Source organism: Tsuneonella sp. HG249 (genome assembly GCF_053819205.1).
On the sequence record NZ_JBSOQY010000003.1, the window covers coordinates 121,295 to 145,826 of the forward strand.

Below are 24,532 nucleotides of genomic sequence, written 5' to 3' on the forward strand. Positions count from 1 at the left end.
TTACCCCCCATTGGAGGCCGCGACCCCTGTGCGGCCGACCAGATCTCTAGGCGATAAGTCAGCAAAAACAGTCAACTTTAATGGTTGTCGCCAAATGAATCTGCGGTTGCGTATCGCATCCGCTCCCGGATGCAAACATAACTCGTGGCCAGGATCAAAGCAGCCCGGTCAGGGTCGAGTGCCGGAGTCTTTCTTCGCTCCTTAGGTATCGGGCCCGCACCCGTAGACGGGGCTGCACCCAGGCCGCCTTTCGATCGATCTTTACCGCTGGGGCTTCCGTCGCCAAGTCCTCCACCGACCGCCAGAAGCGATCGCGCTCCGCCTCTTTCAACGTAACGGCAGCTCCGCCCGCATACGTTAGCTCGCCGTGGTCCTCTTTGGCGAGCAGTGCCATCGCCGGACGACCCTTCTCCCGCTCCACCCCGACAAGGAGGAAGTCACCTTCTTCAAAATTCTTGGTCTTCAGCCAAGCTTTGGTGCGCCCCGATGTGTAGCGGCTCCTTCGCTTCTTCGAGACGATGCCTTCCAATCCTATCGCATCGACCGCAGCCAGAAAGTCCGCCCCGCTGCCCGTCAGGTCCGCACTGAATTGGAGTGGGCACTCTGGACTGTTCGAACCGAGCAGGGTTTCCAGCGCCTCTCTCCGCGCCATGAGGGGCCTCTCCTGCAAATTCTCTCCATTCACGTGCAACAGGTCCCACGCGACAAACACCAGCCGCGCCGGTGTTCGGTGAATGGCCCCCGTAAGCGCGTGAAAGTCCGAACGGCCTTGGTCGTCTTGAACGATCACTTCGCCATCCAGGATAGCGCTCGAACATCGAAGCTCGCCAACGGCGCGAACCACGGGGCCGTAGCGCTCGGTCCAGTCGTGGGCGTTGCGGGTGTAGGCGCGGACGCGGCCCCCGCTCACGTGGATCTGGGTTCGGTAGCCGTCATACTTGATCTCGTGAATCCATTCGTCGCCCTCCGGCGGCTGGTCGACGAGGCTGGGCAGCATCGGTGGGACGAACCGCAGGACGGCAGGCGCGGGTTCACACGGCCGCGCATCGTGGCCAGGTGTCTCGTGGTGGATGACGTCGCCCAGGTTCCGGCGATCGACCAGCTCGCCGCACTCAGCGCAGACATGGAAATGCTCCGCCTCAGCGAGCGCGGGAGCGATCGCCGACTTGCGGTTCGCCGCCTTTCGCGCCTCGTTGGTGATGCGAGCCATAGCGGGACTCAACAGGAGTCCAAAGCTCAGGTTCCATGCAACGAACAGCCGCAACTTTCCTACTGCGCGATCATTGGGCAAGGTCGCGAAATGCGCCGCCCCGATCGTACCGAGCTCGAGTTCACCATGCTGCTGTTTGCGGGACTAGCGCCGGTTGGCTACTACACTTGGCGATTTGTGATGGCCCTGCTTCAACCGGGGCATCTCGTTGCTCCTTCGCTTGGGACTCAATTGCGGCGGAGCGTGCTCGGCGCTTAGAGCTCTTCCCTACCGGTCTTTCGATCTGCGATGGGGTTTGGGTTTAGGGGGGACAAGGGGGGGTGAACGGGGTCAGAGTCCCCATCAAGCCCCCCATCTGAACGGGGCCCCAGTCAGCGAATTGGTTCAATAAGGAAACGCGCCGGGCAACAGCGGCGCACATTCTCAGCTGCTGGCGTTGAGGGGTTCAAGCAGGCATGGGAGGGGTACTGCGACCTGATTGCTGATTAGCGTCTTTGCCGCTCTGTTTCGATTTGCATTGATTCATGGCGTAGATGGCAGAACGCATCCGCGGACAGTCGCCGGCGTTCGTGCGCGAAAGAAACAAGCTGCCCGCCGAAGAAGTCAGGCGATTATCCGCTAATCACCGGCTAATCGAAAAGCTGTTTCCCCCCGTGGGGGGCAGCCGGGAACGTGGGCTCGATGGTTGGTTTCTGAGACCCCCCTGCTCGATGGGCATACGAGGGGGTCAACGGCAAACCTCGGACTTCTACCGACCAGAACTCAGCCCGAGCGAGGTTCAGACGGACCGACCCTCGTCATGTTCCATTCGGGCGGACACGCGAGAGCCTGGAGGTGCAATTCCAATGCCTGCTCTGAGGTCCAAATGGCCTGTCGTTGGAAGAGGATTGTGCTCTGAATGATCGATAGCTGTCCTGGCAGCTCATCATGGCTGCAAGCCAGATGAAGCTCTCCCCCTGAGATATCACCGAGAGGGTTCGTACGGGCAGAACCCGGTGCCAGTCGAATTTGACCATCGGCAGTCTCCACAGGAAGCGTTACTTCCAAGGGAATAGGCGACAAGAACCATAGAAACGGGTCGCCGCGGAATTGAACGGCGAACCTAGATTGTCGACCCACTCCCATCGGACGGGGGTCCGTCATTGAATCGAGCTCCAAGGGCTGGAAACTGGCACGCCTCACAACCTCGTCGATCAATTGGGTGTAATGCCAGTCTCCGCACCCTTCGAGATAGGTCTGGACCGCCCACTGGTATCGATCCTGCAAGACGGTGATAAGTGATGCGCCCGAGAAGAGCCTCAGCCCCACCCTTCGCTCACTTCCATTCGCATTGGCGTACGGCCTCATAGCGCTAACGCCGTGCTGCGCTGACAACCGCGACCGCCAGTCCATCCATCTTTCTGGCACATCAGGCAGTTGGAGCGAGCCTTCCGGTGAAGGTTCTGCGAGATCGAAACCCGCTTGCCAAGTACGGTGCAGGGCCCACGCCGAGTAATCCCGAAGGCTTCTTGCACCGCGCGAGAGCAGTGCTTCATCACGTATCGTTCGAGGGTGCCCAGATTGGCAGCATATAGCTGAGCGTGCGCTAGATCTCCCATTTCGTCCAAGGTGGACCCCCTGACGACGCGAGTACGCGAACTGCCCGCCACGGGGCTGAGTCCGCAACGTTTCAGCCATCTTGGTTTGCGCCGGGCAAACCAGCCGGGACGATCTGGCAAATGCAAGAGCACATGGACGTGGTCGCCGACTTCGGGACCTGTTTCGCGCACCCAGACGAAAGCAATCGCCTGCCCATGACGGCGCGCCGCGTCTCGCAGAAGTTTCAAGAACCGTCCGATGGCCGCGATGGGGTCGGCGGCACCCGCTTCAGCCAGGTTTAGGGTCATGTGCCGATTAGGCGGCAGACCTAAGTGGATGCTGTGAACAAGCGCAGCTCTAACATCTCGAGCGGTCAGGAGATCGATTTCCTCGGTCTGCCTACGTCGGGGAGTAGGGTTCGGGGCTCGCCCTGAGAGGCGAGCACTGGAACCTATGCCCGGCCGCGGGTTGTTTTTACCGCGTGCGTTGGGCTCGCTTGGAAAAATCCTATCTGTCGCAAGTTTTGATTGCATGGAGAAAATCCCTGGAAGAGGCACACGGGCGGCCGCGCCCGATTGTCGAGCACACTCGGATAGGTTTTCGGGCTATCAGGATGAGACTGCGGCGTTAGCCCTGGCCAATCAGTGCTCTGAGCGACTCTGCATGAATTAAGGTACGTCTGCCGACCTTCGAGATCTTCAGCCGTCCGTCCTTGATGGCCGCGTACAGTGAGCTCTTCTTGATCGAGCTAATGCGAATTGCTTCCTTGACCGAGTAAGCGAGTGGTGAGTTTTCCATGGCGAGACATCCCGAACGTTGGTGGAACGGGGCGACTAATTGCGCGCCAATGTATTGCCCTGCAAAAGGATTTGGCGACCTCACGGAGCGTCCTCCACAATGTCCTGTTCGTGTGGATGGAGCTGCGGCAAAGCGCCCCTTCCAAGCGTGGCCATCGCTAAACTTCGGTACGGGCGCACAGCCCGGCGCACTGCCAGCCATCCTAACGGCGGTTTTTGCCTTAGCCCCACTTCGTGGCAGGCGCGCTTAAGTTGGGTCCGCTTATCGAACCCCCCTTCCAAGGCGACTTCGAATGCCATTTGGCGCGCGCGCAGCTCCAGGACAATACGGGGCACGAAACGGGATCCCCGGTTCTTCCTGGGCGCCATTTTCAGCCGAAACTCTCGATGCGAGCCGTCCAGCAGCTCAAGAAGCTTTCGAGCAACTGCTTTGTCGATATGGAACTCGCAGAGCCGGATATGTTCGGCTAGCCAGTCAAGACGCCCCGCTTCCAACTCGGCCACGGCATAGCGGGCACTGGCATTGGGGTTGGCTTCGAGCAAGGCGGCGATCTCAGGGCGGGGATCTGGCCCCAGTTCAAGGTCGTTGTCGATCATGCCGGTACCTCTTGGGCCATCGCCAGCGAACTCTTGAGATCGTCGAGATAATCGCTCCACCACTGCGCCATGCGCACCCGTTCATCCCAGTGCTGACCGCGGTGATAAATGCCCCGCACCGCGTTGTGATCCTGATGAGCAAGCGCCCGCTCGATGGCATCGTGGCTCCACAGTCCGGACTCATTTAAGAGGGTGGATGCCGTCGCCCGCAGCCCGTGCGCTGTCATCTCGTCGCCTGAATACCCCATGCGTCTCAGAGCCGCATTGACAGTGTTCTCGCTCATCGGACGATTCCGAGCATGCAACGAACGGAAGACGTAGCGCGAGCCGTCGTAGAGCGCCCGGATCTGCTCGAGGAGCGCGAGCACCTGCTTTGAGAGCGGCACGGCATGCGGCCGGCGCGACTTCATCTTGCCAGCCGGTATTCGCCATACCTTGGCGGCAATGTCGAACTCGTCCCACTCGGCGTGCCGCAGTTCGCCTGGCCGCACGAACACGTGGGGTGACATCTGCAGCGCGAACTTGGTCGTGTAGTTACCCTCATAATTGTCGATCGCGCGAAGCAGTCCGCCAAGCGCGTCCGGATCGGTGATCGCCGCGTAGTGCTTGGCCTTGGGTGAGATCAGCGCGCCCCGGAGCGGCGAACACGGATCATGCTCGCAGCGCAGAGTCGCAACCCCGTAGCGGAACACCCTTGAGCCAAAGCTGCGCAAGCGCCGGGACTTCTCGTAGTTGCCCTCGCCCTCATGTTTCTTGAGCACGCTGAGCATCTCGTGCGGCGTGATCTCGGCGATCGGCCGCCGGCCGATCGACCTGTTGAGGACCGCTGCCAGCCAGTTCATCTTGACCAGCGTCGCCATCGCGAGGCCCTCGGCCTCGCGCTTGGCAATGAACTCATGACACACCGATTCGAACGTATCGCCGGTGCGGATCAGCGCCGCGATCTTCTCCTCGCGCTTGCGCCGGGCCGGGTCGCCGCCGCGGCCAATCTCCACCCGCGCCTCGTCGCGCTTGAGGCGGGCCTCGCGCAGTCCGACCTCGGGATAGCGGCCGAAGGTGAGCTTCTTTTCGCGCCCGTCCTGGCGATATTTCATGCGCCACAGCTTGGCGCCGCTGGTGCGGATTAGGATGTACAACCCGCCGCTATCGGACAGTTTGAAGTCCTTGTCGCGCGGGGTCGCCTGCTTGAGTTGAAGGTCGGTGAGCACCGTGGGGGCCTTTTCTCCAGGGCCGGCGCTTTTTGAGCCCTTTTCGGGTGGGGCCTCGGGCAAAAAAGGCCCCCGAGGCCCCCAAGTTCGAAAATGGACGATCGCGAACGCCAGCGATCAAACTGGAGAAATTCCTACAGGAAAACAGTGGGTTTGTCGACCGTCGGCGAACCGTGGCGGAAGAACAAATGGTGCCCAGAAGAGGACTCGAACCTCCACGCCCTTGCGAGCGCCAGCACCTGAAGCTGGTGCGTCTACCAATTCCGCCATCTGGGCACCGGAGCGGCTCGGGCGTTGGGTCCGGGCCGCGGGTAGGCGCGCGCCGATACGAAGGGGGGGCCGCCTTGTCAACGCGAGTTCGTTACCCGGTTGCGGCGCGCGGTCGTTTACGGCAGGGCGGCGGCGCAGTTCGGCAGGAGTTCGATGGCAAACAAGCAATCACTGACGGGCAAGCTGGTCGTCGTGGTCGGCGGCAGCGGCTTTCTCGGCGATCATGTCGCCCAGGCACTGTTGTCGCGCGGCGCGCGGGTGCGGATTGCCAGCCGTAACCCCGAGAAGGCGTGGCGGCTGAAGCCGCTGGCGCAGTTGGGCCAGCTCCAGTTTTCGCGGTGCGATGCGACGCGGGAAGCGAGCGCTGCTGCTGCGGTGGCTGGGGCGCACGCAGTGATCAACCTCGTCGGCACCTTCGAGGGGGACGTGCACCGGACGATTTGCGACAGCGCCGGGAACCTGGCACGCGCGGCGACGGCGCGCGGTTGCGAAGCGTTCGTGCAGGTTAGCGCGATCGGAGCCGATATCGATTCGCCCGTCGATTACTCGCAAGCGAAGGCCGGTAGCGAGCGCGAGGTGCTCGCCGCGTTTCCCAAGGCGACGATCATCCGCCCATCGGTCCTGTTCGGCGAGGACGACAACTTCGTGCAGATGTTCGCCCGCCTGATCGCGGCGCTTCCCGTGTTGCCGGTGTTCGGACCGGGGGCGCAGATCCAGCCGCTGTCGGTCGACGATGCGGCTTGCGCGATCGTCAATGCGGCGGCGGACCCGGCGACGCATGGCGGCAAGACCTACGAAATTGCCGGGCCCGAGGCGATCACGATGCGCGAACTCAACGAGCGCATCGCGGCGGCACAGAACCGCAAGCGCGCCTTCATCGACGTGCCGGACCCGCTTTCGGCGCTGTTCGCGGCCTTGCCGGGAACCCCTCTGAACACCGACCAGTGGACCCTGCTCAAGGCAGGCAACCACCCCTCAGGAAAGCTGCCCGGCATGAAGGAGCTGGGGGTCACCCCGCGGCCGCTGGGCCTGTTCCTCGACCGGTGGATGACCCGTTACCGCAAGCACGGGCGGTTCAACGAGAAGCTGGTCGGCTAGCCTTCGGCCGGCGGTAGCGTTCCTTCGTCCTTCAGCAGGGTGAGCGGCTCGACGATCAAGGTCCCGCCGTCGAAGCCGATAATGCGAACCCGCTCGCCGGAGGCCAGTTCGGGGCCGCGCGCGGGCCACTCGCTATCGCCGTGGCGCACCCTCCCCTCGCCATGCTCGATCGGGGCCGCGACGGTGCCGCTCTGGCCCACCAGGCGCGCCATCCGGTTGTTGAGCAGGGGATCGGCGCTGACGATCGGCTGATCGCGGAGGATCCGCCGAGCCGCGAACACGAAGATGAGCGACAGGAAGATGAAGTTGACGATCTGCAACGGCACCCCGGGGTCGACCGCAAACGTCAACACCGCGGTCGCCAACGCGGCCAGCGCAAGCCAGAACAGGTAAACCCCGGGAACGAGCATCTCGAGCCCTGCGAGCGTGAGCCCCAGCGCGGCCCACGCCCAGTAGGCTTCGATGTCGAACGGGCCTTCCATCAGGCTTGTTCACCTCCGGCGCGAGGCACGCTCGGACGCTGACCCTGGGGCGGCAGGGCGACGCCGGCTGGCTCGGGCGGGGAGACGGACCCGGTGCCGGAACTAGCCACCTCGCGGATCAGTTCGCCGATCCCGCCCAACGAGCCGATCAGCTGGGTCGCCTCCACGGGGAAGAGAATGGTCTTGGCATTCGGGCTGGTTGCGAACTTCCCGACTGCCTTGGTGTATTCCTGGGCGATGAAGTAGTTGATCGCCTGGTTGCCGCTTTGTGCGATCGCATCCGAAACCACGCGAGTGGCCTCCGCCTCCGCCTGCGCGGCGCGCTCACGCGCCTCGGCATCACGGAAGGCAGCTTCCTTCTTGCCCTCGGCGGAGAGGATGGCAGACTGCTTCTCCCCCTCGGCGCGCAGGATGCGGCTGGCGCGTTCGCCTTCGGCCTCCAAAATCTCGGCGCGCTTCAACCGCTCGGCCTTCATCTGCCGCGCCATCGCTTCGGAAATGTCGACCGGCGGGCGAATGTCCTTGATCTCGACCCGCGTGATCTTGAGGCCCCACGGCGAGGTCGCGTGATCCACCACGCCGAGCAGGCGGGCGTTGATCTCGTCGCGCTTCGACAGCGTCTCGTCGAGGTCCATCGAGCCCATCACGGTGCGGAGGTTGGTCGTCGTGATAGCGTTTATCGCCTGGTAGAGATTGTGCACCTCGTAGGCCGCCTTTCCGGCGTCAAGCACCTGGAAGAACACCACCGCGTCGACCCCCACCATCGCGTTGTCAGCGGTAATGATCTCCTGCCCCGGGATGTCGAGCACCTGCTCCATCATGTTAACCTTCTGGCCGACGCGATCGACGAAGGGCGTGATGATGTGGAGACCGGGATCGGCTGCCTTGGTGTACTTGCCGAAGCGCTCGATGGTGTAGACGTAGCCCTGCCGCACGACGCGCACGCCCATGAGCAAGAAAATGACCAGCACCGCTACCGCGAGCGCCAGCGTCAACGACATTCCCATTTCCCCACCTCCTGTTGCTCGGCGATATCGTAACGGCGGCGCAACTGCGGGCAAGCGAAACCGGTGATGACCGGGGCGTTCGGCGGAACCTTCCCTGCCCGTTTAAGGAACGCATCCCGCTGCCTCCCCGCCCTCAGCGAGTTGCACCCGAATGGCAGTTGCAGTGTGTCCCTCCAAGCGACGCGAAATCAGCGCGTAGTGTGCTTCCCGCCGGGCAGCCAGCATACCAACATTGTAAGTAAAGCGGCTGCCATCGGCAGAATGAAGAAGACCACGCCCGTGTAGGACGGCGATCTTTTCGACGAACGCTTTCATCGACCGTCGGACGCCGCTCGTCGAGGCGCGCGCGCCAAGAGAAATCTCTCAACTACAGGCCTTTGCACTGGGTTGAGGGACCGATTGGATGAGATTCACCGCCGCATTGTCGCTGCTGGCAACTACTGCACTTGCTACACCCGTGTGGGCGCAGGATGCGGTAACCGGCGACGCACCACCCCCTACGCCCACCGAAGTGGTCCCGCCCGAGGCCGCTACGGAGGGGAGCAAGGTCTATACGGCGGCCGATTTCACCCGCTACGCGCCCAAGACCGCGGCAGACATGTTCCCGCAGATTCCAGGCTTCCAGATCCGCGATAGCGAGAACCTTCGCGGACTGGGCCAAGCGACCGGCAACGTATTGTTCAACGGCCAGCGCCCATCCACCAAGTCCGACGACTTGCGCACGCAGCTTTCGCGCATCCCGGCGGGCAATGTCACCCGGATCGAAATCGTCGATGGTGCGACACTCGATATTCCGGGGTTGTCGGGCCAGGTGGCCAATGTGGTGTACAAGGCTACTGGCATGACCGGCCAGTTCAGCTGGACGGGCGAAATGCGAGCCCACTACGCCGACCCGCTCTACACTCGGGGCGCGGTTTCAATCAGCGGCGTCACCGGCGCGCTCGAATACGAAGTGGGACTCGACAACAACCAGGCCGGCCGCAGCGCGGCGGGCGGGCAGACATTGATCTTCGACGGGGCCGGCATGCGGACCCAGACCCGCAGCGACGTCTGGACCAGCAACTACGACGCGCCCAAGCTGTCGGGAAAGCTGACCTGGAACGGAACCGGCGGCAGCCTCGCGCACCTCAACGCCCACTATCAGCGGGGCTACAACCCTTACGACGAGCGCGGACTGCGCGTATCGCCCGGCTTGGCGGACCAGGTGCGCACCGTGCGCCAGCGCAGCGACACCTGGAACTACGAGGTCGGCGGCGACTACGAATTCGGGCTCGGGCCGGGCCGCCTGAAGGCGATCGGCCTGCGCCGATTCAATCACGAACCGTATCTCGAGGAGGTCATAACCGACTATGCCGACGCCACCCCTTCGATCGGCGACGGCTACTTGCAAGTGGGCGGCCTCGGCGAAGCGATCGCGCGCGGCGAATACAGCTGGAAGATGTTAGGCGGCGATTGGCAGCTATCGGGCGAAGCGGCGTTCAACTCGCTCGACAACGTCGCCAGCCTCGGCACTCTGGGCGCGGGCGACGATTTCTCCTACTCCCCCTACCCCGAGGGTACCGGAGCGGTCAGCGAAGACCGGTACGAAGCGCTACTGAGCTTCGGGCGCCCGCTCACCCGGACGCTGTCATTCCAGATCATCGGCGGCGCCGAGCATTCGACGATCACCCAGACCGGCGCCAACGGGCTGACGCGCAGCTTCTTTCGACCCAAGGGCACGCTGTCGCTGGCGTGGAAGCCGAGCGACACCTTCGACGCCTCGCTGAAAATCCGCCGCCGGGTGCTGCAGCTGTCGTTCTACGATTTCCTCGCCCGCGCGAACCTCAACGACAACACCGTCAACTCGGGCAACACCGACCTGCGGCCGCAGCAGGACTGGAGCTACGAGGGCGAGATCAACAAGAAGCTCGGGCCCTGGGGCTCGCAGCAATTTCGCTTTATCTATCGCGACGTCTCGGACTTTGTCGACATTATCCCGGTCCCCGGCGGTGGGGAGGCGATCGGCAACATCCCCAAATCCTGGGCTGCCGCGATCGTTTCGAACAGCACGATCAACTTCGATCCGATCGGGCTGAAAGGCTTGAAATTCGATGGTGGCTTCGTGTTCCAGACATCGCGCCTGCGCGATCCCTTTACGGGCGAAACACGGCAATGGCGCGGATTCACTACCCGGCAGGTTTTCGGCACTTTGCGCCACGACGTTCCCAATACCGATTGGGCGTGGGGCGCCGAGGCCAACCACAATTACGTAAAGCCGAGATATCGCAGCAACGAAGTCGATCGAGTATGGGAGGGCCCTTGGTGGGCGAGCCTCTTCGTCGAGCACAAGAACCTGTTCGGCCTCACCGTTCGCGCCGACGCCGGTAATCTGCTCAATGCGCGTTCGCGGCGGGAGCGGATCATCTACACCGGCCTGCGCGGGGCGAGCCCGATCTCGTCGATCGAAAGCCGCGACAGGCTGATCGGGCCTACCTTCACGCTCTCGGTGCGCGGCAACTTCTAAAGTATCCGAGCCACCGCTAGGGCGGCACGATGGACAAACGGACACTTGCTGGCCGCACGGTCGCGCCCGTCGGCCTCGGCTGCATGAATTTATCCTGGGCCTATGGAGATCCCCCGCACCACGCCGACAAAGTGCGGCTTCTCGAGCGGGCGCTGGAACTTGGCTACGACCATTTCGACACCTCGAATATCTACGGCCTCGGACGCAACGAGAGCCTGATCGGCGAGGCGTTGTCCGGGCGGCGCGCCAACTTCCTGCTGGCCAGCAAGACTGGCATCGTGGTCGAGGGCGAGAGGCGCGCGATCAATTGCTCCCCGGAAGCGATGACGCGCTCGATCGATGAGAGTCTGGGCCGCTTGCGGACCGATCGCATCGACCTGTTTTACATGCACCGCTTCGATCCCAAGGTGCCGATTGCCGACACGGTTTGCGCGCTCGCGCGGGCCATCGAGGCGGGAAAGATCGGCAGCTACGGCGTCTCAGAATGGAGTGCGGCCCATATCCGCGAGGCCCACGCCGTGCATCCGATGGCGGCGGTGCAGACCGAATATTCGCTGTGGACGCGCCAGCCGGAAATCGCGGTGCTGGAGGCCACCCGCGAGCTCGGCATCGCCTTCGTCGCGTTCTCGCCGGTCGGGCGCGGGGCCTTCGGGGGCGATCTCGGCAAGAGGCCGCAATTCGGGGAGCGAGACATTCGCGCTGGCATGCCGCGTTTCCGACCGGAGCACTGGCCCGCCAACCATGCGCTCATCGCCCGCTTCGAAGCGCTGGCCGCGACCGCCGGCGCCGCCCCGGCCCAGCTCGCGCTGGCCTGGCTGCTGGCGCAGGGCCCGCACGTCCACGTCATCCCTGGCACGACCAGTCTCGCGCACCTCGAGGAGAACTTCGCCACGCTATCGCTCGATATCCCGCAGGTTGTGCTCGATGAGGCCGGCGCACTGATCAATCAGGCGACGGTTAGCGGGCCGCGCTATTCGCCCGCGATGCAGGCTTCGATCGACACTGAGGACTTCTAGAGCTTGGCGTAGAGCGCCAGCAGCCGTTCCCACGCCCGCTCGGCCTGGACCTGGTTGTAAACCGGGCTGTCGGGCACGCACCAGCCGTGGTCGGCGGGGTATACCTCGATCTCGGCATCCGCGCCGAGCTTGTCGGCGGCTGCGCGCAGGATCGTCTTGGCCTCCGGCTGTTTGGCGTCGTCGTTCTGCGCAATCGCGATAAGGTAGTGGTGACCGGGCTGGAGCATGAGATGCGGGCTATCCGGCTTATCGGTCACGAGGCCGCCCCCGTGGAAGCTCGCCGCCGCCTTGACCCGTGCCGGCACGGCGGCCGCCGAGTAGATGGTGTAGGCCCCGCCCATGCAGTAACCCTGGTTGCCGATGCCCTTGTTGCGGTTGACGGCGCGCTGGCCATCGAGCCACGCAACCAGCGCTTTCGCGTCGCGGTTGATCGCTGCCGGCGCAGTCGCTTCCGTGCGCCACGGCCCGACCTTCTCGAACCCTTTCTGCGCCTGGAAGTCGGCGAAGTCGGCGAACTGGGGTGCGGCCATATCGCGGTAGTAGGGATTGGCCACGAGCACCGCGTAGCCGCTGCCCGCTAGCCGCCGCGCCATCGCCTTCTTGGCTTCGCGCAGGCCCGCGATGTCGGGCCACAGGATCACCGCCGGGGCGGGCTTGGCGGGATGAACGAAGAACGCGTCCATCGTGCCGTCGGGTGTGGGGATTGACACCATCGTCTCGGTCAATGAGGGCGTCCCGGTTTCCATAGAGGTGCAGGCTGCCAGGCCGGCGAGCGCGCCCGTCGCGGCGAAATCGCGGCGGCTGAGGCCTTTTGCGGCAAACTCGTCGAGATCGGCTTCATCGCACATTCGGCTGCTTCCTCTTGTCCCGTCGCCGCCGTCCTAGCCTTCGATTGCGCTCGGTTGCAAATGAGAACCGGCAAGCGCAACATATGTGCGGAACCGCGCCAAAGCGGACCGGGAGGAGAGGCAATGCGGATTGGTCTGGCGGTAGTCGCCGCGCTCGCGCTGGCGGGCTGCGACATGTCGAAGAGCGGCGAAACCGCTCCCGAGGGTGGGATCGACTCGGTTCGCTTGCTCAACGCCGAGGCCGACACCGCCAACTGGATCACTCACGGGCGAACTTATTCGGAGCAGCGCTTCTCGCCGCTCGATCAGGTGAACCGCAAGACGGTTGGAAAGCTGGGCCTAGCCTGGTTCGCCGACATGGACACCGCGCGCGGCCAGGAAGCCACCCCGCTGGTGATGGACGGCCAGCTCTACCTCACAACCGCGTGGAGCAAGGTGAAGGCCTTCGACGCGGCTACCGGCGAGAAACTGTGGGAATACGACCCCAAGGTGCCGGGTGAGACGGGGGTCAAGGCGTGCTGCGACGTCGTCAACCGCGGGCTGGCGGCGTGGGGCGACAAGCTTTACCTCGGCACGCTCGACGGGCGGCTGGTGGCGCTCGACCGCGAGACCGGCAAGGTCGACTGGGAAAAGGTCACGGTCGACCAGGAACAGAGCTACACCATCACCGGCGCGCCGCGGGTGATCGACGGCAAAGTCTTGATCGGCAACGGCGGGGCCGAGTTCGGCGTGCGTGGCTACATCGCCGCTTACGAGGCGGAGGACGGCGACGAATTGTGGCGGTTCTACACCGTCCCCGACAAGCCCGACACCGACGATCCCGAGTACCTCAAGGCCGCAGCCAAGACCTGGAGCGGCGAGTTCTGGAAGCTCGGCGGCGGCGGCACCGTGTGGGATTCGATGGCCTACGATCCCAAGCTCGATCTGCTTTACATCGGCGTCGGCAACGGCTCCCCGTGGAACCGCGCCTATCGCAGCCCCGGCCCCGACGGCCGCGGCGCAGGCGACAATCTCTATCTGTCGAGCATCGTCGCCATCCGCCCCGACACCGGCGAATACGTCTGGCACTATCAGACCACGCCCGGCGAAACGTGGGATTACACCGCCACCCAGCACATCGTGCTCGCCGACTTGGAGATCGGCGGCAAGACCCGGCAGGTGCTGATGCAGGCGCCGAAGAACGGCTATTTCTACGTCATCGACCGGGCGACCGGCGAGTTCATTTCGGCCGCGCCCTACATCCCCTTGAACTGGTCGACCGGGATGAGCCCGGATGGGCGACCGATCATGAACCCGGAGACCCGCATCGACACGACCGGCAAGCCGGCAGTCGTCATGCCCGGGCCACTCGGCGGCCACAACTGGCACCCGATGGCGTATCACCCCGGCGAGAAGCTCGTCTATATCCCGGCGTTCGAGGCAGCGATGCTCTATGCCCCCGAGGCGGACTGGAAGCCCGACGTAGGGCGCGGCTTCAATGTCGGCTTCGATCTCGGCGCGGGCGATCTCCCGCCTGACCTCGGCATCCGCCGCCAGGTAACCGGGACGGTCTCGGGCAAGCTGGTGGCGTGGGACCCGGTCGCCCAGAAGCCGCGCTGGACGGTGAAGCACCCCGGCCCGTGGAACGGCGGCCTGCTCGCGACCGGCGGGGGGCTCGTGTTCCAGGGCACCCAGCAGGGCGAATTCAACGCCTACGACGCGGCAAACGGCAAGCGACTGTGGAGTTTCGCTGCGCAAACCGGCGTGGTCGCTCCCCCGGTAACCTATACGGTCGGCGGCGAGCAATATCTCGCCGTCCTGGCCGGGTGGGGAGGCGCGTTCGCCATAACGGCCGACGGTACCTTGATCGACGACCTGGCTCCGGTGCAGAACGTCAGCCGGTTGCTGGTCTTCAAGCTGGGGGCCGCCGCGAAGCTGCCCGCCAAACCTGAGCTCGCCGCACTGCCGCTCGACCCGCCGCCGAGCCGCGCGAGCCCGGCGGTCATCGAAGCCGGACGCAAGTCGTATGCGCGCTATTGTGCAGTCTGCCATGCCCCCGGCGCGGTCGGATCGACGGTTCTGCCCGACTTGCGCCGCTCGGCGACGTTGGCCGACGAGAAGGCATGGATGGCAGTGGTCCACGACGGGCTGCTCAAGGACAACGGCATGGTGAGCTTCGCCAAGTCCATTAACCGCGAACAGATCGGCGCGATCCGCGAATATGTGATCGCCCGCGCCAATGCGGACAAGGCGATCGAGCGCAAGTAGCGCGCCGCTCGCCCGCTACATCGCATTGCCGGTTTGCGCCCGAGCGAGGCGTGGTAGGTTGCTGCCCACAACCGATTCGATTCGACCAATGGAGAGCCCGATGCCCGAGACCTATCCCTGCCTGATCGATGGCGCACTCGTCACTACCGAAGCGACGATGGAAGTGCTCAATCCCGCGAACGAGCAGGTCATCGCGCTGGTGCCCTCGTGCGGTAAGGAAGAATTGGACCGCGCCGTCGCCGCCGCGCGCCGGGCGTTCAAGACCTGGAAGAAGACCCCCGCCGAGGAGCGCCAGAAGGTCGCGCAAGGCATCGCCGCGGCGATCAAGGACAATGCCGATGAGCTCTTCCGCCTGCTGACGACCGAGCAGGGCAAGCCGCATGCGCAGGCCCAGATGGAAATCTACGGCGCTGCCGGAATGGCCGGGGCGCAGGCGACGCTAAGCCTCGACGACGTCATCAATCAGGACGACGACACCCGCCTCAGCCGCACGCGCCGAGTGCCGGTCGGCGTCGTCGGCGGCATCGTCCCGTGGAACTTCCCGGTGATGATGGCGATCCAGAAGATCGTCCCGGCGATCATCTCTGGTTGCACGATTGTGCTCAAGCCGAGCCCGTTCACCCCGCTCACGACGCTGCGCATCGCCGCGCTGATCAAGGACGGGGTACCGGCGGGCGTGGTAAACATCATCACTGGCGAGGACGTCCTCGGCCCGATGATCACCGAACATCCGGACATCGACAAGATCACTTTCACCGGTTCGACCGCCACCGGCAAGAAGATCATGGAAGGCGCCTCCAAGGACCTTAAGCGGATCACTCTTGAATTGGGCGGCAACGACGCCTCGATCGTACTTCCCGACGCCGACGTCTCCAAGGTCGCCGAGCAGCTATTCTGGTCGAGCTTCTCGAACGCCGGGCAGATCTGCGTCGCCGCCAAGCGCATCTACATCCACGAGGACATCTACGACGAGCTCTCGGCCACGATCGCCGAGTACGCGAAGAACGTCACCGTCGGCGACGGCGCGCAGCAGGGCACTGGCGTGGGCCCGATCCAGAACAAGAAGCAGTTCGACCGCGTGTGCGAGCTGATCCAGGACGCCAAGGATTCGGGCTACAAGTTCCTCGTCGGCGGCGAAGTGGATCCTTCGGGCTCCGGCTACTACGTGCCGATCACGATCCTCGACAATCCGCCCGAGGACGCGCGGATCGTCGCCGAGGAGCAATTCGGCCCGGTCATGCCGCTGATGAAGTTCTCGACCACTGAGGAAGTGATCCAGCGCGCCAACAACTCCGACTACGGCCTCGCCGGCGCGGTGTGGACCGCCGACCCCGCCAAGGGCGTCGAAATCGCCGAGCAACTCGAGACCGGCACCGTGTGGGTCAACGAGTATCTCCACCTTTCGCCGTTCGCGCCGTTCGGCGGGCACAAGCAATCGGGCTTCGGCGCCGAGTACGGTCTCGAGGGGCTGAAGGAGTTTACCTACTCGCAGGTGATCACGGTCAAGAAGGACGCTTTCGCCTAACGCCCATAACGGGACTCATAACGCTATTTCCTTTGCCGCCGGGAGGCCTATCCTCCCCGGCGGGGAGGGTTCGGGCAATGGCGGAGCTCAAGGAAAGTCAGGCGAGCATGTTCGGCGCGTTAGTCGGCTGGACGCATCAGGATCTCGGCGACCGGGTGATGGTCAAGGTGCAGAGCACCCGCCAACACCATCTCGAGGACGGCGAGCCGCTCGATGAATTCCGCTACATGATGACCAAGAACCAGGCGGCGGTCCTGGGACAGTATCTTTATTCGATTTCCGGACGTCTGCCCCAGCCGGCAAAGAAGCGCCGCTGGTTCGGCTGACCGGAAGTCCGGGCGCGAGCATCGGTTGCGCTGCCCCGCGCGGCACGCCACAGCTCCGCGCCAAATGGAAGCCTTCCTAACCTCCACCGCACTCGTCGCGTTCGCGGAGATCGGCGACAAGACCATGCTGCTGGCGATCGTGCTCGCGGCCCGCTTTCGCCGGCCGCTACCGATAATCGCGGGCATCCTCCTGGCGACGATCCTCAATCATGCGCTGGCGGCGTGGGCCGGCAGCCTGGCCGCCGGCTATTTCGCGGGTCAGTGGTTCCGCGTCGCCGTGGCGCTCAGTTTCATCGCCATGGGCCTGTGGACCCTCGTGCCGGACAAGTTCGACGACGAGGAGGCACCGGCCGCCCGGCGGGGCGCCTTCGTGACGACGCTGGTAGCCTTCTTCCTTGTCGAGATGGGCGACAAGACCCAGATCGCCACCATCGCCCTCGGTGCGCAGTACACCTCCATCGCGGCGGTCGCCGCGGGCACTACGCTGGGAATGATGATCGCCAACGTGCCCGCCGTGTTGCTTGGCGAAGCGCTGGTGAAACGCGTGTCGCTGAAGGGCGTGCGCATCGCCGCGGCGGCGCTGTTCGTGATAGTGGGCCTGTGGATGCTGGCCGAGGTAATCTGAAGCAGAGACAAGGAAGGGGCGTGCAATGGCGAAAGTGCTGGGACTGGGCGGACTGTTCTTCAAGTCGGCCGATACAGCGGCGATGCGCGAGTGGTACGCGCGGGTGCTCGGGATCGACTTCGCGGAATGGGGCGGCACCGTTTTCCTGCCGGAGACCGCGGCGGCCCATCCGGGCGCCGGAACGGTATTCAGCCCGTTTAGCGCGGAAACGAAATACTTCGAGCCGTCGACCGAGCGCTTCATGATCAACCTGATGGTCGACGACCTGAAAGCCATGCTGGCCCGCTGCGCGGAGAATGGCGTGCAGCCCGTCGCGGAGATGCTCGGCGAAGCCAACGGCGACTTCGCGCACATCATGGACCCGGAAGGCCGCAAACTCGAGCTGTGGCAGCCCAAGCCAATGAGTTGACTTGACAGTTGCCCAGAAGAACAAAGGCGCGCGCCCGGCATCCCGGGCGCGCGCACTTCTGATCGGCCGAAGACCGCGCTTTACAGCCCGCCCGGGCCGCAGTCGTTCTTCAGGAAGTCCAGCATCGTGGTGTAGAGCTTGTGCTGATGATCGTACATCAGCGTCGTATAGAAGTGGTCGGCACCTTCCAGCGTCACGAACTTGACGTAGCCGCCGCTGGTGCCCGGCACCGTCGTTGTCGTACTGCCGCCCGTTGAGGTGAGAACTGCCGGGCTCGCGCTGGCCGATTGGCTGCTCGACGGCCCATCGCCAACGATCACGCGCCCGGCGATGCCGGCCTGCTGGGCTGCCGTCTGGTAGTCCTTCAGGTGATAGTACTGCACCCGGCGGTCGAAATCGCCATGGACCATGAGGACCGGGATGTTGGTCTTGTTGATGTCCTTGATCGGGTTGATGCCGATCGTGCCACGGCGCTTGGCCCAGTCGTCGAGCGCCTTGGGCGCGTTGGAGCTGCGACCCATGATGTAGCTCTTCTCGGGGTCCGACACGGCCGCGCCGGCAATCGCACACTGGTATAGCTGCGGCGTGCGCTCGCTGGCGACCAGCGCCGCGTAGCCGCCATACGACCACCCGAACATGGCGACGCGGTTGGGATCGACGAGACCCTTCGAGACCAGGTGCTTAACCCCGTCGTCCTTGTCGTCCTGCATCGCGAGACCATGCTGGCCATAGGCGCTGTCGAAGTGCTTCTGGCCCCAACCCACCGACATCCGGTACTGCGGCTGGAGAACCATGTAACCAGCGTTGGCGAGGAGCTGGCCCCACTCGTCGTAGTCGATCACTTCGTTGACGTGCGGGCCACCGTGCGGAAGCACGATGAGCGGGAACGGCCCCTTGCCCTTCGGCTTGGTGATGTAGGCGGGGACGTTCTGCCCGTCGCGCGCCTGGTAGTTGATGAACTCGACGTCCGACAGCTGCTCGGGCTTGAGGAGGGGGTTCTTGCTCGCCAGCTTGCCGATCTTGCCGTCGACGAACAGCCAGTACGATCCGGGATCGCGCGGACCGGTGTTGGTGACGATCATCGTCTTGCCGTCGCGCGAGCGCGACTTGATGTTGACGTCGTGCGAGTAGGGGATTGATTTGGCGAGCAGGTCGTAGAGCGCCTTTTCTTCCGGATCGAACCAGTGGCGCTCCATCTTGGCGCCAGGATAGATCGCAGCCGCGAGTGTGTTGTCGCCGGCCCAGGTCATCGAGTTGGTCTGGATGCCGAGCACGTCCGCTGTCGGAGACTCAAAAAGCTTGCGCCCGAACTGGCCGGTGCGGAAGTCGAACTCCCACAGCGCGGCTTTGTCCTCGCCGCGGTTATCGACCATGTAGCCGATGTTCGGATCGTCGGGCTTGAAGCCCACAAGGCCCTGGAATCCGCCCAGCACGCGATAGAGGTTCTCGTGCTTGTCGAGGTCGTAGCGCTGCCCGAATTCCTTCCAGGCGCCATCGCCCGGGTTGCGGTAGTAAGTGACCAGCTCCTTCGAACCGTCCTTCACGCCCTCAGTATAGCGCGGGTTGCCGTCGATATCGAACACCGCGGTCGGGTGCTCGGAGCTGCCGCGCAAGACGAGCTCGCGCGCACCGGTGTTGAGATTGAACTTGTAGTAGGAGCGCGGGCGGAATGCCGCGAACGGATCGACGCCCATGCCGCCATCGTTGGGAGTCGAGGTGGCGACGAGAACCTTGTCGTTCTCCTTCGGCAGCAGACCGACGATATTGAAGTTGCCGTCCGCTTCGGAGAACTTGTTGGTAGTGAGGTTGTAGGCCCACGACTTGTAGCTGCGTACGTCGTCCTCGGGCCCATTGACCTTCTTGCGGACGACCTGCCACGCGTTGCCGAAGATGTAGTTGTCGTGCACGAAACGCGCGTTGATCATCTCCATCGGCTTCGCGTTGAGCGTGCGCCACGGTTTGCTGAGATCGTCGGTCTTGAAGATCTCCATGACGTACTCGCCGTCCTTGCTGGGCATGCGCAGCATCAGGAGGTGCTTGCCATCCGGCGAGAGATCCATCGTCGCGATCGTATCGCGCAGAGCCCAGATATCGATGGGCACGCTCGGCATGCCGTTCTGCGCGACGGTCCCGGTTAACGGCGTGACAGCAAGCGCCACGGCCGCCAGAAGCGGAAATTTCCTGATACCCATCAATGCGACTCCAAAGTCCCCAAGATCTAACTTCTCGTGCACTAGCATAATGCCGCTTCTTTTCAATGGCATGAACGTTGCATGAGATGGACTGCTCGATGAAGTGCGCAAAGCCCGACAAACGCTAGTCTTTTGCCCGGTTTAGCGCCGACAAAGCGCCGCTTCGCTTTCCGCCATGAGCTGAGCGATGATTTCGGCGACCGGCTCTTCTGCCTTCACCATGCCCACCGATTGCCCCGCCATCAGACTGCCGTTCTCGACATCGCCGTCGATCACTGCACGCCGTAAGGCGCCGGCCCAGTAATGTTCGATCTGCAACTGCGCCTCGACCATCTCGATGCCGTCCCCATCGAGCGCGCGAGCGACCTCCAACTGTTTGGCGGTAAACTCCTCGGTACCATTGTTCTTGAGCGCGCGGACCGGGATCACCGGGAGGCGCGGATCCACTTGGACGCTCGCCACCGCATCGCGGGCATTCGCGCGAAAGAACGCCTTCTTGAAGTTCGGGTGGGCGATGCTCTCGGTAGCGCAGGCGAAGCGCGTGCCGAGTTGCACGCCGACCGCGCCCATCTCGAGATAGCCGGCGATCGCCTCGCCCCGACCGATTCCCCCGGCAACGAATACGAGGTGCTCGCCGGCCAGCTCGGGCAGGAACTCCTGCGCCAGAACGCTTGTCGACACCGGGCCGATATGGCCGCCCGCCTCCATCCCCTCGATCACCAGCGCATCGCCGCCGGAACGCAGCAACTTTTTGGCGAGCGCCAGGGTCGGCGCGAAGACGATCACCTTGCCGCCGAACGCCTTGATCGCCTCCACGCTGCCCTTCGGCGGGATGCCTCCGGCCAGCACGACATGCCTGACCGCGTGCCGCGCGCAGACCTCGATGAGCTCGAATAGCTGCGGGTGCATGGTGATGAGGTTCACCCCGAACGGCTTGTCGGTCATCGCCTTGGTCGCGGCGATTTCCGCATCGAGCAGGGCGGGCGTCATCGCCCCGCAGGCGATCACCCCAAATCCGCCGGCATTGCTGATCGCACTCACCAGGTGGCGTTCGCTGACCCAGCTCATCGCCCCGCATAAGATCGCGTACTCAGTGCCAAGAAACGCGCGGCCACGCGCCATCAGCGCGGATGTCTTGGGATAGAGGCTCATGGCCCGCGCGCTTACGGGCGCGGGCTTACTCGCACAACCCCGCCGCCCGCATCGCCACGCCCTTGAGACCCTTGCACTTGGGCTTGGTCGAAGGCACCGGCTGGCCTTGCTCTGCCGGGCCGCTGGCATCCGCTGCGCCCATCCCCGGCATGCCGAGCATCAATGATGTATTCGTGCGAAAACGCACCCGCGCGATCCACTCGGGCTTCCACGCCGCCTTGGCGTTGGCCGGGCGCGGGGGATAGGAGAAGTCGGCCTGCGGTCCATAGCCGAACAGCTGCGTCATCATGACCTCCCCGCCGGCCGCCTTGACCTCGGCCGGGATCGTGCATGTCGTCTGGGTAGCGGGCATTACGGTGTTCGCCGCGACCAGCTTGGCGACCGCCGCGGGCGAGAGCCAGCCTGCCAGCGCCCCGCCGAACTGCTGGGTGCCCGACGAGCTCCACCAGACCATGTCCGGATTGCCGCCGCCGGCATCCTTGGCGCCCATCGCCCAGGCGTAGTAGCCCGTTGCCTTGGCTACCGAGTTCCAGTCCAGCCGGGACGCGCCGCTGGGCAGGCTCCCGGCACGCGCCTGCAACGGCGCCATGAAGTCGTCGGCCAGAGTGAAGTTGATCTCGGGTGCATAAGTGCTCGCGATCTTGTGCGGGCCGAGGAGCGACGAGCGGGCCGTCACGTTCTTGCTGTCGCGCCCGTTCGGCCATTCGCCGTAAGTGGTGCTGTTGGAGGCGAGGATCTGCCAGTCCTCCGGCAGGCCTGCGCCAGCGGCGAACAGGCCCGATGGCACTTGCCCCTTGGCCATCTTGGCGAAGTCGATAACCACCGGCTGGCCCTTTGGCGCGTGCTCGCCGCAACCCCAGAACAGCAGGAGGCGGCCCTTGGGCATCTGGCCCGGCGGGATGGCGCCCTCGGTGTACGTGCTAGTGGTACGCTCGGGGCTCACCAGGGGAACGGAGGGCCCGAGGGCCGCTACCGCCGGCATGAAATGATCGGCCTTCGCCGCCCCGGTCGGTGCCCGGCTCGAGCCGAGGCGAAGAGTGAGCTCACGCGCCACCTGGCCGCTTCCGCCGCGCATCATGCTCATCGCAGCGCCGATGCCGCCGCCGCCCGCGCCCATGCCGGCCATTCCGGACATCGTGCCCGCGTCCATGGTGTAGCGCGCGACAGTGGTTGTGCCGCCTTGCGACAGGGCGGGCGCTGCCAGCGCGATGGCAACCGCCGAACCGAACGCCGCCGCGCCTGCGAGTAACTTGTACTTCATGAACCTGACCCCCCGTGCACCGAAACAGCGGTGCTGCGCGCAGCGTCATAGTCCAGCGTGAAGGGTTACGAAAAGAGGCTTGCAATGCTGCCTCGATTGACGCTTGCCGCCTATCACATTTTCTGTCCCATTTCGAAACGCGTAAGTCCGCTAACCGGTTGACTATAGTTAACCAAAGGCTAACGTTCGCCTTGCTCGCCGAGTCGTTCGACGCGTGAGCCCAAAAGGATATTCCGGCACAGGGTCGTCCGCGCCTGCGAATGCGCCCCCTTTCGAAAGGGGGCCGGTTTCGTGGTGTCGGGCCGCATCAGGGCCGGCGATGATCGCTCAAGCCCGACAATCATTCCTGGTCTTCGACGCATCGCGGCCGGGCCACGGGGGCAAGGAGCGTATCATGACGGTATATCAGGTCGGTGCCACCACGGGCTATGAAAGCACAATTACCGTCAACGGGGTGACCATCAAGGTCGCCGCACCGCGTAACTCAGGCACCGGGGGCTACAACACGTTCCTCGCCATTCAGGATAACGACGGGACCGAGCAGGGCTTCAATACCGACTCCGAACCCACCGCTGAAAACCAGATCGGCGATTCCAAGACAATGGCAATCAAGCTGAGCAGCTTGCCGATCTATACCGATCCCGTGACCGGGAAGCAGTACATCGAGATCCGCCTCGACCTCAACGAATCCAACGGCAATACCAGCCCCTTTGTCGACCTCAACTCGCTGAAAATCTACACGGGTTCGAACACGGTTGCCGGCTCGCCAGTCGACACGATCGCGGAACTCAGCACGCTCAACCTGCAATACGACCTCGATGCCGGGGGCGACAACACGGTACACCTGTTCGACGGTAACAGCGGCAGCGGCACTGACGACTATCAGATTCTCATCCCGCTCGAGACGTTCGCGGACGCTAACTTCGCCACGGACTACATTTATGTCTACGCCCAGTTCGGTACCGTGCCGAGCAACTTCGATGCGGAGGGCGGTTTCGAGGAATTCAACCTCCAAAGCGCAGTGATCCTGCAGGGCACCAAGTTCAACGATGCTAACTCCAACGGAACGAGGGACGGCGCCGATATCGGCAATACGACAGGCGTCGCGGGGATTCCGATCTACCTGTTCGAAGACACCAACACGAATGGCGTGCTGGATGCAGGCGATGCCGTCATCCGCGAAACCGCGACCGACGCGAACGGTAACTATTCCTTCTATGGCGTGCTACCTGGCGCAACCTACTTCGTCGACGAAGCGGATAATGCGGCCTATGCTCAGACAACCGGAGCTTATGAAACGGTGATCGTGCCCGGCACGGCAACCGCGGGTTCCACCATCCAGGTCGCTCCCATCGGAAACCACTATCCGGTGCCCAGCGTCTCGATCGACAAGGTGTTCGTAAACGTCACCGATGGCGACACCGTCAACAACGGCGCTCCATCGACCGCGGTAATCGACGGTGCCGGCGATATTGCGAACTATACCATCGCGGTCACCAACGACGGCGAGACCGCGCTGACCGACGTCACTGTGACTGACGCACTGGCGGACGGCGCAGCCGTGACGGAAGTTTTCGCGAACGGCAGCGTCACCATCAACGTCGGGGACGCGGACGGGGACGACGTGCTCGATATAGGAGAAGTCTGGCAGTACACCGCGACGCAGACGGCGACCCAGACAGACATCAACACCAACGGCGGCACGAACGACGGCGACAAGGATAATTCCGCCACGGTCGTCGCCACCCAGCAGGGCAGTTCGAACACCGTAACGGATACCGACACGGCGGCAGCTCCCATCCTTCGGACCCCCGCCATCGCGATCACCAAGGTGTTCAACAACTGGTCCGGAGGTGATGGAAACACGCTTGGCGACGTCGCCGGCGACATCGCCAACTATACGATCGTCGTCACGAACACGGGCAATACCACCCTGACGAACGTCAGCGTGACCGATCCCCTGACCGGCAATACATATCCGATAGGAACGCTTGCGCCCGGCGCTTCGAGCGCGCCGATCGCGGAGACTTATACGCTCACTCAGGCCGACCTCGATTCGAACGGCACGGTCGAAGCCAACAGTACGCTGTCCGGATCGATCGAGAACACCGCCACGGCGACGTCGGGCCAAACGGGGCCGGCGTCCGCCAGTGCGGTTGCGCCGATTGTGCAGAACCCGTC

Annotated in this window: 21 protein-coding genes and 1 tRNA gene; 11 read left to right on the forward strand and 11 right to left on the reverse strand. The window is 63.9% G+C overall.

Going from position 1 to position 24,532, the window contains the following annotated elements:
* Positions 1–154 precede the first annotated feature (154 nt).
* Positions 155–1,210, reverse strand: a complete 1,056-nt coding sequence (ligD, locus tag ACWPM1_RS13530; RefSeq protein ID WP_455695432.1) for a non-homologous end-joining DNA ligase — start codon at positions 1,208–1,210, stop codon at positions 155–157.
* A 90-nt stretch (positions 1,211–1,300) separates the two neighbouring features.
* On the opposite strand from ligD, the gene ACWPM1_RS13535 reads away from it, so the two are divergent.
* The gene (locus tag ACWPM1_RS13535; RefSeq protein ID WP_455695433.1) at positions 1,301–1,468 is read left to right on the forward strand and encodes a hypothetical protein; all 168 of its coding nucleotides are present in this window, start codon (positions 1,301–1,303) and stop codon (positions 1,466–1,468) included.
* A gap of 1,460 nt (positions 1,469–2,928) precedes the next feature.
* Positions 2,929–3,090, forward strand: a complete 162-nt coding sequence (locus tag ACWPM1_RS13540; protein WP_455695434.1) for a hypothetical protein — start codon at positions 2,929–2,931, stop codon at positions 3,088–3,090.
* Positions 3,091–3,415: 325 nt separating this feature from the next.
* On the opposite strand, the gene ACWPM1_RS13545 is transcribed toward ACWPM1_RS13540, so the two are convergent.
* The 4 genes from ACWPM1_RS13545 to ACWPM1_RS13560 form a co-directional block, all read right to left on the reverse strand.
* Positions 3,416–3,586: a helix-turn-helix domain-containing protein gene (locus ACWPM1_RS13545; RefSeq protein ID WP_455695435.1), complete on the reverse strand. Its 171-nt coding sequence runs from the start codon at positions 3,584–3,586 to the stop codon at positions 3,416–3,418.
* Positions 3,587–3,666: 80 nt separating this feature from the next.
* Positions 3,667–4,182: a hypothetical protein gene (locus ACWPM1_RS13550; protein WP_455695436.1), complete on the reverse strand. Its 516-nt coding sequence runs from the start codon at positions 4,180–4,182 to the stop codon at positions 3,667–3,669.
* Entirely contained in the window at positions 4,179–5,390 is a 1,212-nt protein-coding gene (locus tag ACWPM1_RS13555; protein ID WP_455695437.1) for a tyrosine-type recombinase/integrase, read from the reverse strand. The genes ACWPM1_RS13550 and ACWPM1_RS13555 overlap by 4 nt, the downstream gene beginning before the upstream one ends.
* A gap of 189 nt (positions 5,391–5,579) precedes the next feature.
* Positions 5,580–5,666, reverse strand: a tRNA-Leu gene (locus tag ACWPM1_RS13560).
* 147 nt (positions 5,667–5,813) lie between these two features.
* Here ACWPM1_RS13560 and ACWPM1_RS13565 point away from each other — a divergent pair.
* Positions 5,814–6,758, forward strand: a complete 945-nt coding sequence (locus tag ACWPM1_RS13565; protein ID WP_455695438.1) for a complex I NDUFA9 subunit family protein — start codon at positions 5,814–5,816, stop codon at positions 6,756–6,758.
* On the opposite strand, the gene ACWPM1_RS13570 is transcribed toward ACWPM1_RS13565, so the two are convergent.
* On the reverse strand, positions 6,755–7,240 hold the full coding sequence (locus ACWPM1_RS13570; RefSeq protein ID WP_455695439.1) for an NfeD family protein: 486 nt from the start codon (positions 7,238–7,240) through the stop codon (positions 6,755–6,757). The genes ACWPM1_RS13565 and ACWPM1_RS13570 overlap by 4 nt on opposite strands.
* Complete coding sequence (locus ACWPM1_RS13575) at positions 7,240–8,247, reverse strand: SPFH domain-containing protein (RefSeq protein ID WP_455695440.1); 1,008 nt, start codon at positions 8,245–8,247, stop codon at positions 7,240–7,242. Before ACWPM1_RS13575 ends, ACWPM1_RS13570 begins: the two co-directional genes overlap by 1 nt.
* Before the next feature lie 403 nt (positions 8,248–8,650).
* On the opposite strand from ACWPM1_RS13575, the gene ACWPM1_RS13580 reads away from it, so the two are divergent.
* Together ACWPM1_RS13580 and ACWPM1_RS13585 are read left to right on the forward strand one after the other, a co-directional pair.
* The gene (locus ACWPM1_RS13580; RefSeq protein ID WP_455695441.1) at positions 8,651–10,750 is read left to right on the forward strand and encodes a TonB-dependent receptor plug domain-containing protein; all 2,100 of its coding nucleotides are present in this window, start codon (positions 8,651–8,653) and stop codon (positions 10,748–10,750) included.
* 29 nt (positions 10,751–10,779) lie between these two features.
* Positions 10,780–11,766, forward strand: a complete 987-nt coding sequence (locus ACWPM1_RS13585; RefSeq protein ID WP_455695442.1) for an aldo/keto reductase — start codon at positions 10,780–10,782, stop codon at positions 11,764–11,766.
* On the opposite strand, the gene ACWPM1_RS13590 is transcribed toward ACWPM1_RS13585, so the two are convergent.
* On the reverse strand, positions 11,763–12,614 hold the full coding sequence (locus ACWPM1_RS13590; protein ID WP_455695443.1) for a dienelactone hydrolase family protein: 852 nt from the start codon (positions 12,612–12,614) through the stop codon (positions 11,763–11,765). The genes ACWPM1_RS13585 and ACWPM1_RS13590 overlap by 4 nt on opposite strands.
* A gap of 123 nt (positions 12,615–12,737) precedes the next feature.
* On the opposite strand from ACWPM1_RS13590, the gene ACWPM1_RS13595 reads away from it, so the two are divergent.
* From ACWPM1_RS13595 to ACWPM1_RS13615, 5 genes are all read left to right on the forward strand, one after another.
* Positions 12,738–14,861 (forward strand): PQQ-dependent dehydrogenase, methanol/ethanol family, encoded by a 2,124-nt coding sequence (locus tag ACWPM1_RS13595; RefSeq protein WP_455695444.1) that lies wholly within the window; start codon positions 12,738–12,740, stop codon positions 14,859–14,861.
* Between the two features lie 100 nt (positions 14,862–14,961).
* Positions 14,962–16,386, forward strand: coding sequence for an aldehyde dehydrogenase family protein (locus ACWPM1_RS13600; protein ID WP_455695445.1), 1,425 nt, complete (start codon positions 14,962–14,964; stop codon positions 16,384–16,386).
* A gap of 77 nt (positions 16,387–16,463) precedes the next feature.
* Positions 16,464–16,712 carry a hypothetical protein gene (locus ACWPM1_RS13605; protein ID WP_455695446.1) on the forward strand — a complete coding sequence of 83 codons (249 nt, stop codon included), beginning with the start codon at positions 16,464–16,466 and terminating at the stop codon, positions 16,710–16,712.
* A 64-nt stretch (positions 16,713–16,776) separates the two neighbouring features.
* Complete coding sequence (locus tag ACWPM1_RS13610; RefSeq protein WP_455695447.1) at positions 16,777–17,337, forward strand: TMEM165/GDT1 family protein; 561 nt, start codon at positions 16,777–16,779, stop codon at positions 17,335–17,337.
* Between the two features lie 25 nt (positions 17,338–17,362).
* Complete coding sequence (locus ACWPM1_RS13615) at positions 17,363–17,746, forward strand: VOC family protein (RefSeq protein WP_455695448.1); 384 nt, start codon at positions 17,363–17,365, stop codon at positions 17,744–17,746.
* An 80-nt stretch (positions 17,747–17,826) separates the two neighbouring features.
* Here ACWPM1_RS13615 and ACWPM1_RS13620 read toward each other — a convergent pair whose 3' ends face one another.
* From ACWPM1_RS13620 to ACWPM1_RS13630, 3 genes are all read right to left on the reverse strand, one after another.
* Positions 17,827–19,938, reverse strand: a complete 2,112-nt coding sequence (locus ACWPM1_RS13620) for an alpha/beta hydrolase family protein (RefSeq protein ID WP_455695449.1) — start codon at positions 19,936–19,938, stop codon at positions 17,827–17,829.
* Positions 19,939–20,079: 141 nt separating this feature from the next.
* On the reverse strand, positions 20,080–21,090 hold the full coding sequence (locus ACWPM1_RS13625; RefSeq protein WP_455695450.1) for an NAD(P)H-dependent flavin oxidoreductase: 1,011 nt from the start codon (positions 21,088–21,090) through the stop codon (positions 20,080–20,082).
* A gap of 25 nt (positions 21,091–21,115) precedes the next feature.
* Positions 21,116–22,351 (reverse strand): hypothetical protein, encoded by a 1,236-nt coding sequence (locus ACWPM1_RS13630; RefSeq protein WP_455695451.1) that lies wholly within the window; start codon positions 22,349–22,351, stop codon positions 21,116–21,118.
* A 394-nt stretch (positions 22,352–22,745) separates the two neighbouring features.
* On the opposite strand from ACWPM1_RS13630, the gene ACWPM1_RS13635 reads away from it, so the two are divergent.
* Positions 22,746–24,532 (forward strand): DUF7507 domain-containing protein (locus ACWPM1_RS13635; RefSeq protein WP_455695452.1); only part of this gene is annotated, 1,787 nt, incomplete at its 3' end.

Bases quoted from the DNA above. Each gene is read 5' to 3' on its own strand.
- ligD (WP_455695432.1), bottom strand. From the start codon at position 1,210: ATGGCTCGCATCACCAACGAGGCGCGAAAGGCGGCGAACCGCAAGTCG.
- ACWPM1_RS13550 (WP_455695436.1), bottom strand. From the start codon at position 4,182: ATGATCGACAACGACCTTGAACTGGGGCCAGATCCCCGCCCTGAGATC.
- ACWPM1_RS13605 (WP_455695446.1), top strand. From the start codon at position 16,464: ATGGCGGAGCTCAAGGAAAGTCAGGCGAGCATGTTCGGCGCGTTAGTC.
- ACWPM1_RS13535 (WP_455695433.1), top strand. From the start codon at position 1,301: ATGCGCCGCCCCGATCGTACCGAGCTCGAGTTCACCATGCTGCTGTTT.
- ACWPM1_RS13600 (WP_455695445.1), top strand. From the start codon at position 14,962: ATGCCCGAGACCTATCCCTGCCTGATCGATGGCGCACTCGTCACTACC.
- ACWPM1_RS13610 (WP_455695447.1), top strand. From the start codon at position 16,777: ATGGAAGCCTTCCTAACCTCCACCGCACTCGTCGCGTTCGCGGAGATC.
- ACWPM1_RS13630 (WP_455695451.1), bottom strand. From the start codon at position 22,351: ATGAAGTACAAGTTACTCGCAGGCGCGGCGGCGTTCGGTTCGGCGGTT.
- ACWPM1_RS13625 (WP_455695450.1), bottom strand. From the start codon at position 21,090: ATGAGCCTCTATCCCAAGACATCCGCGCTGATGGCGCGTGGCCGCGCG.
- ACWPM1_RS13580 (WP_455695441.1), top strand. From the start codon at position 8,651: ATGAGATTCACCGCCGCATTGTCGCTGCTGGCAACTACTGCACTTGCT.
- ACWPM1_RS13545 (WP_455695435.1), bottom strand. From the start codon at position 3,586: ATGGAAAACTCACCACTCGCTTACTCGGTCAAGGAAGCAATTCGCATT.
- ACWPM1_RS13590 (WP_455695443.1), bottom strand. From the start codon at position 12,614: ATGTGCGATGAAGCCGATCTCGACGAGTTTGCCGCAAAAGGCCTCAGC.
- ACWPM1_RS13595 (WP_455695444.1), top strand. From the start codon at position 12,738: ATGCGGATTGGTCTGGCGGTAGTCGCCGCGCTCGCGCTGGCGGGCTGC.
- ACWPM1_RS13540 (WP_455695434.1), top strand. From the start codon at position 2,929: ATGCAAGAGCACATGGACGTGGTCGCCGACTTCGGGACCTGTTTCGCG.
- ACWPM1_RS13570 (WP_455695439.1), bottom strand. From the start codon at position 7,240: ATGGAAGGCCCGTTCGACATCGAAGCCTACTGGGCGTGGGCCGCGCTG.
- ACWPM1_RS13585 (WP_455695442.1), top strand. From the start codon at position 10,780: ATGGACAAACGGACACTTGCTGGCCGCACGGTCGCGCCCGTCGGCCTC.
- ACWPM1_RS13615 (WP_455695448.1), top strand. From the start codon at position 17,363: ATGGCGAAAGTGCTGGGACTGGGCGGACTGTTCTTCAAGTCGGCCGAT.
- ACWPM1_RS13620 (WP_455695449.1), bottom strand. From the start codon at position 19,938: ATGGGTATCAGGAAATTTCCGCTTCTGGCGGCCGTGGCGCTTGCTGTC.
- ACWPM1_RS13575 (WP_455695440.1), bottom strand. From the start codon at position 8,247: ATGGGAATGTCGTTGACGCTGGCGCTCGCGGTAGCGGTGCTGGTCATT.
- ACWPM1_RS13565 (WP_455695438.1), top strand. From the start codon at position 5,814: ATGGCAAACAAGCAATCACTGACGGGCAAGCTGGTCGTCGTGGTCGGC.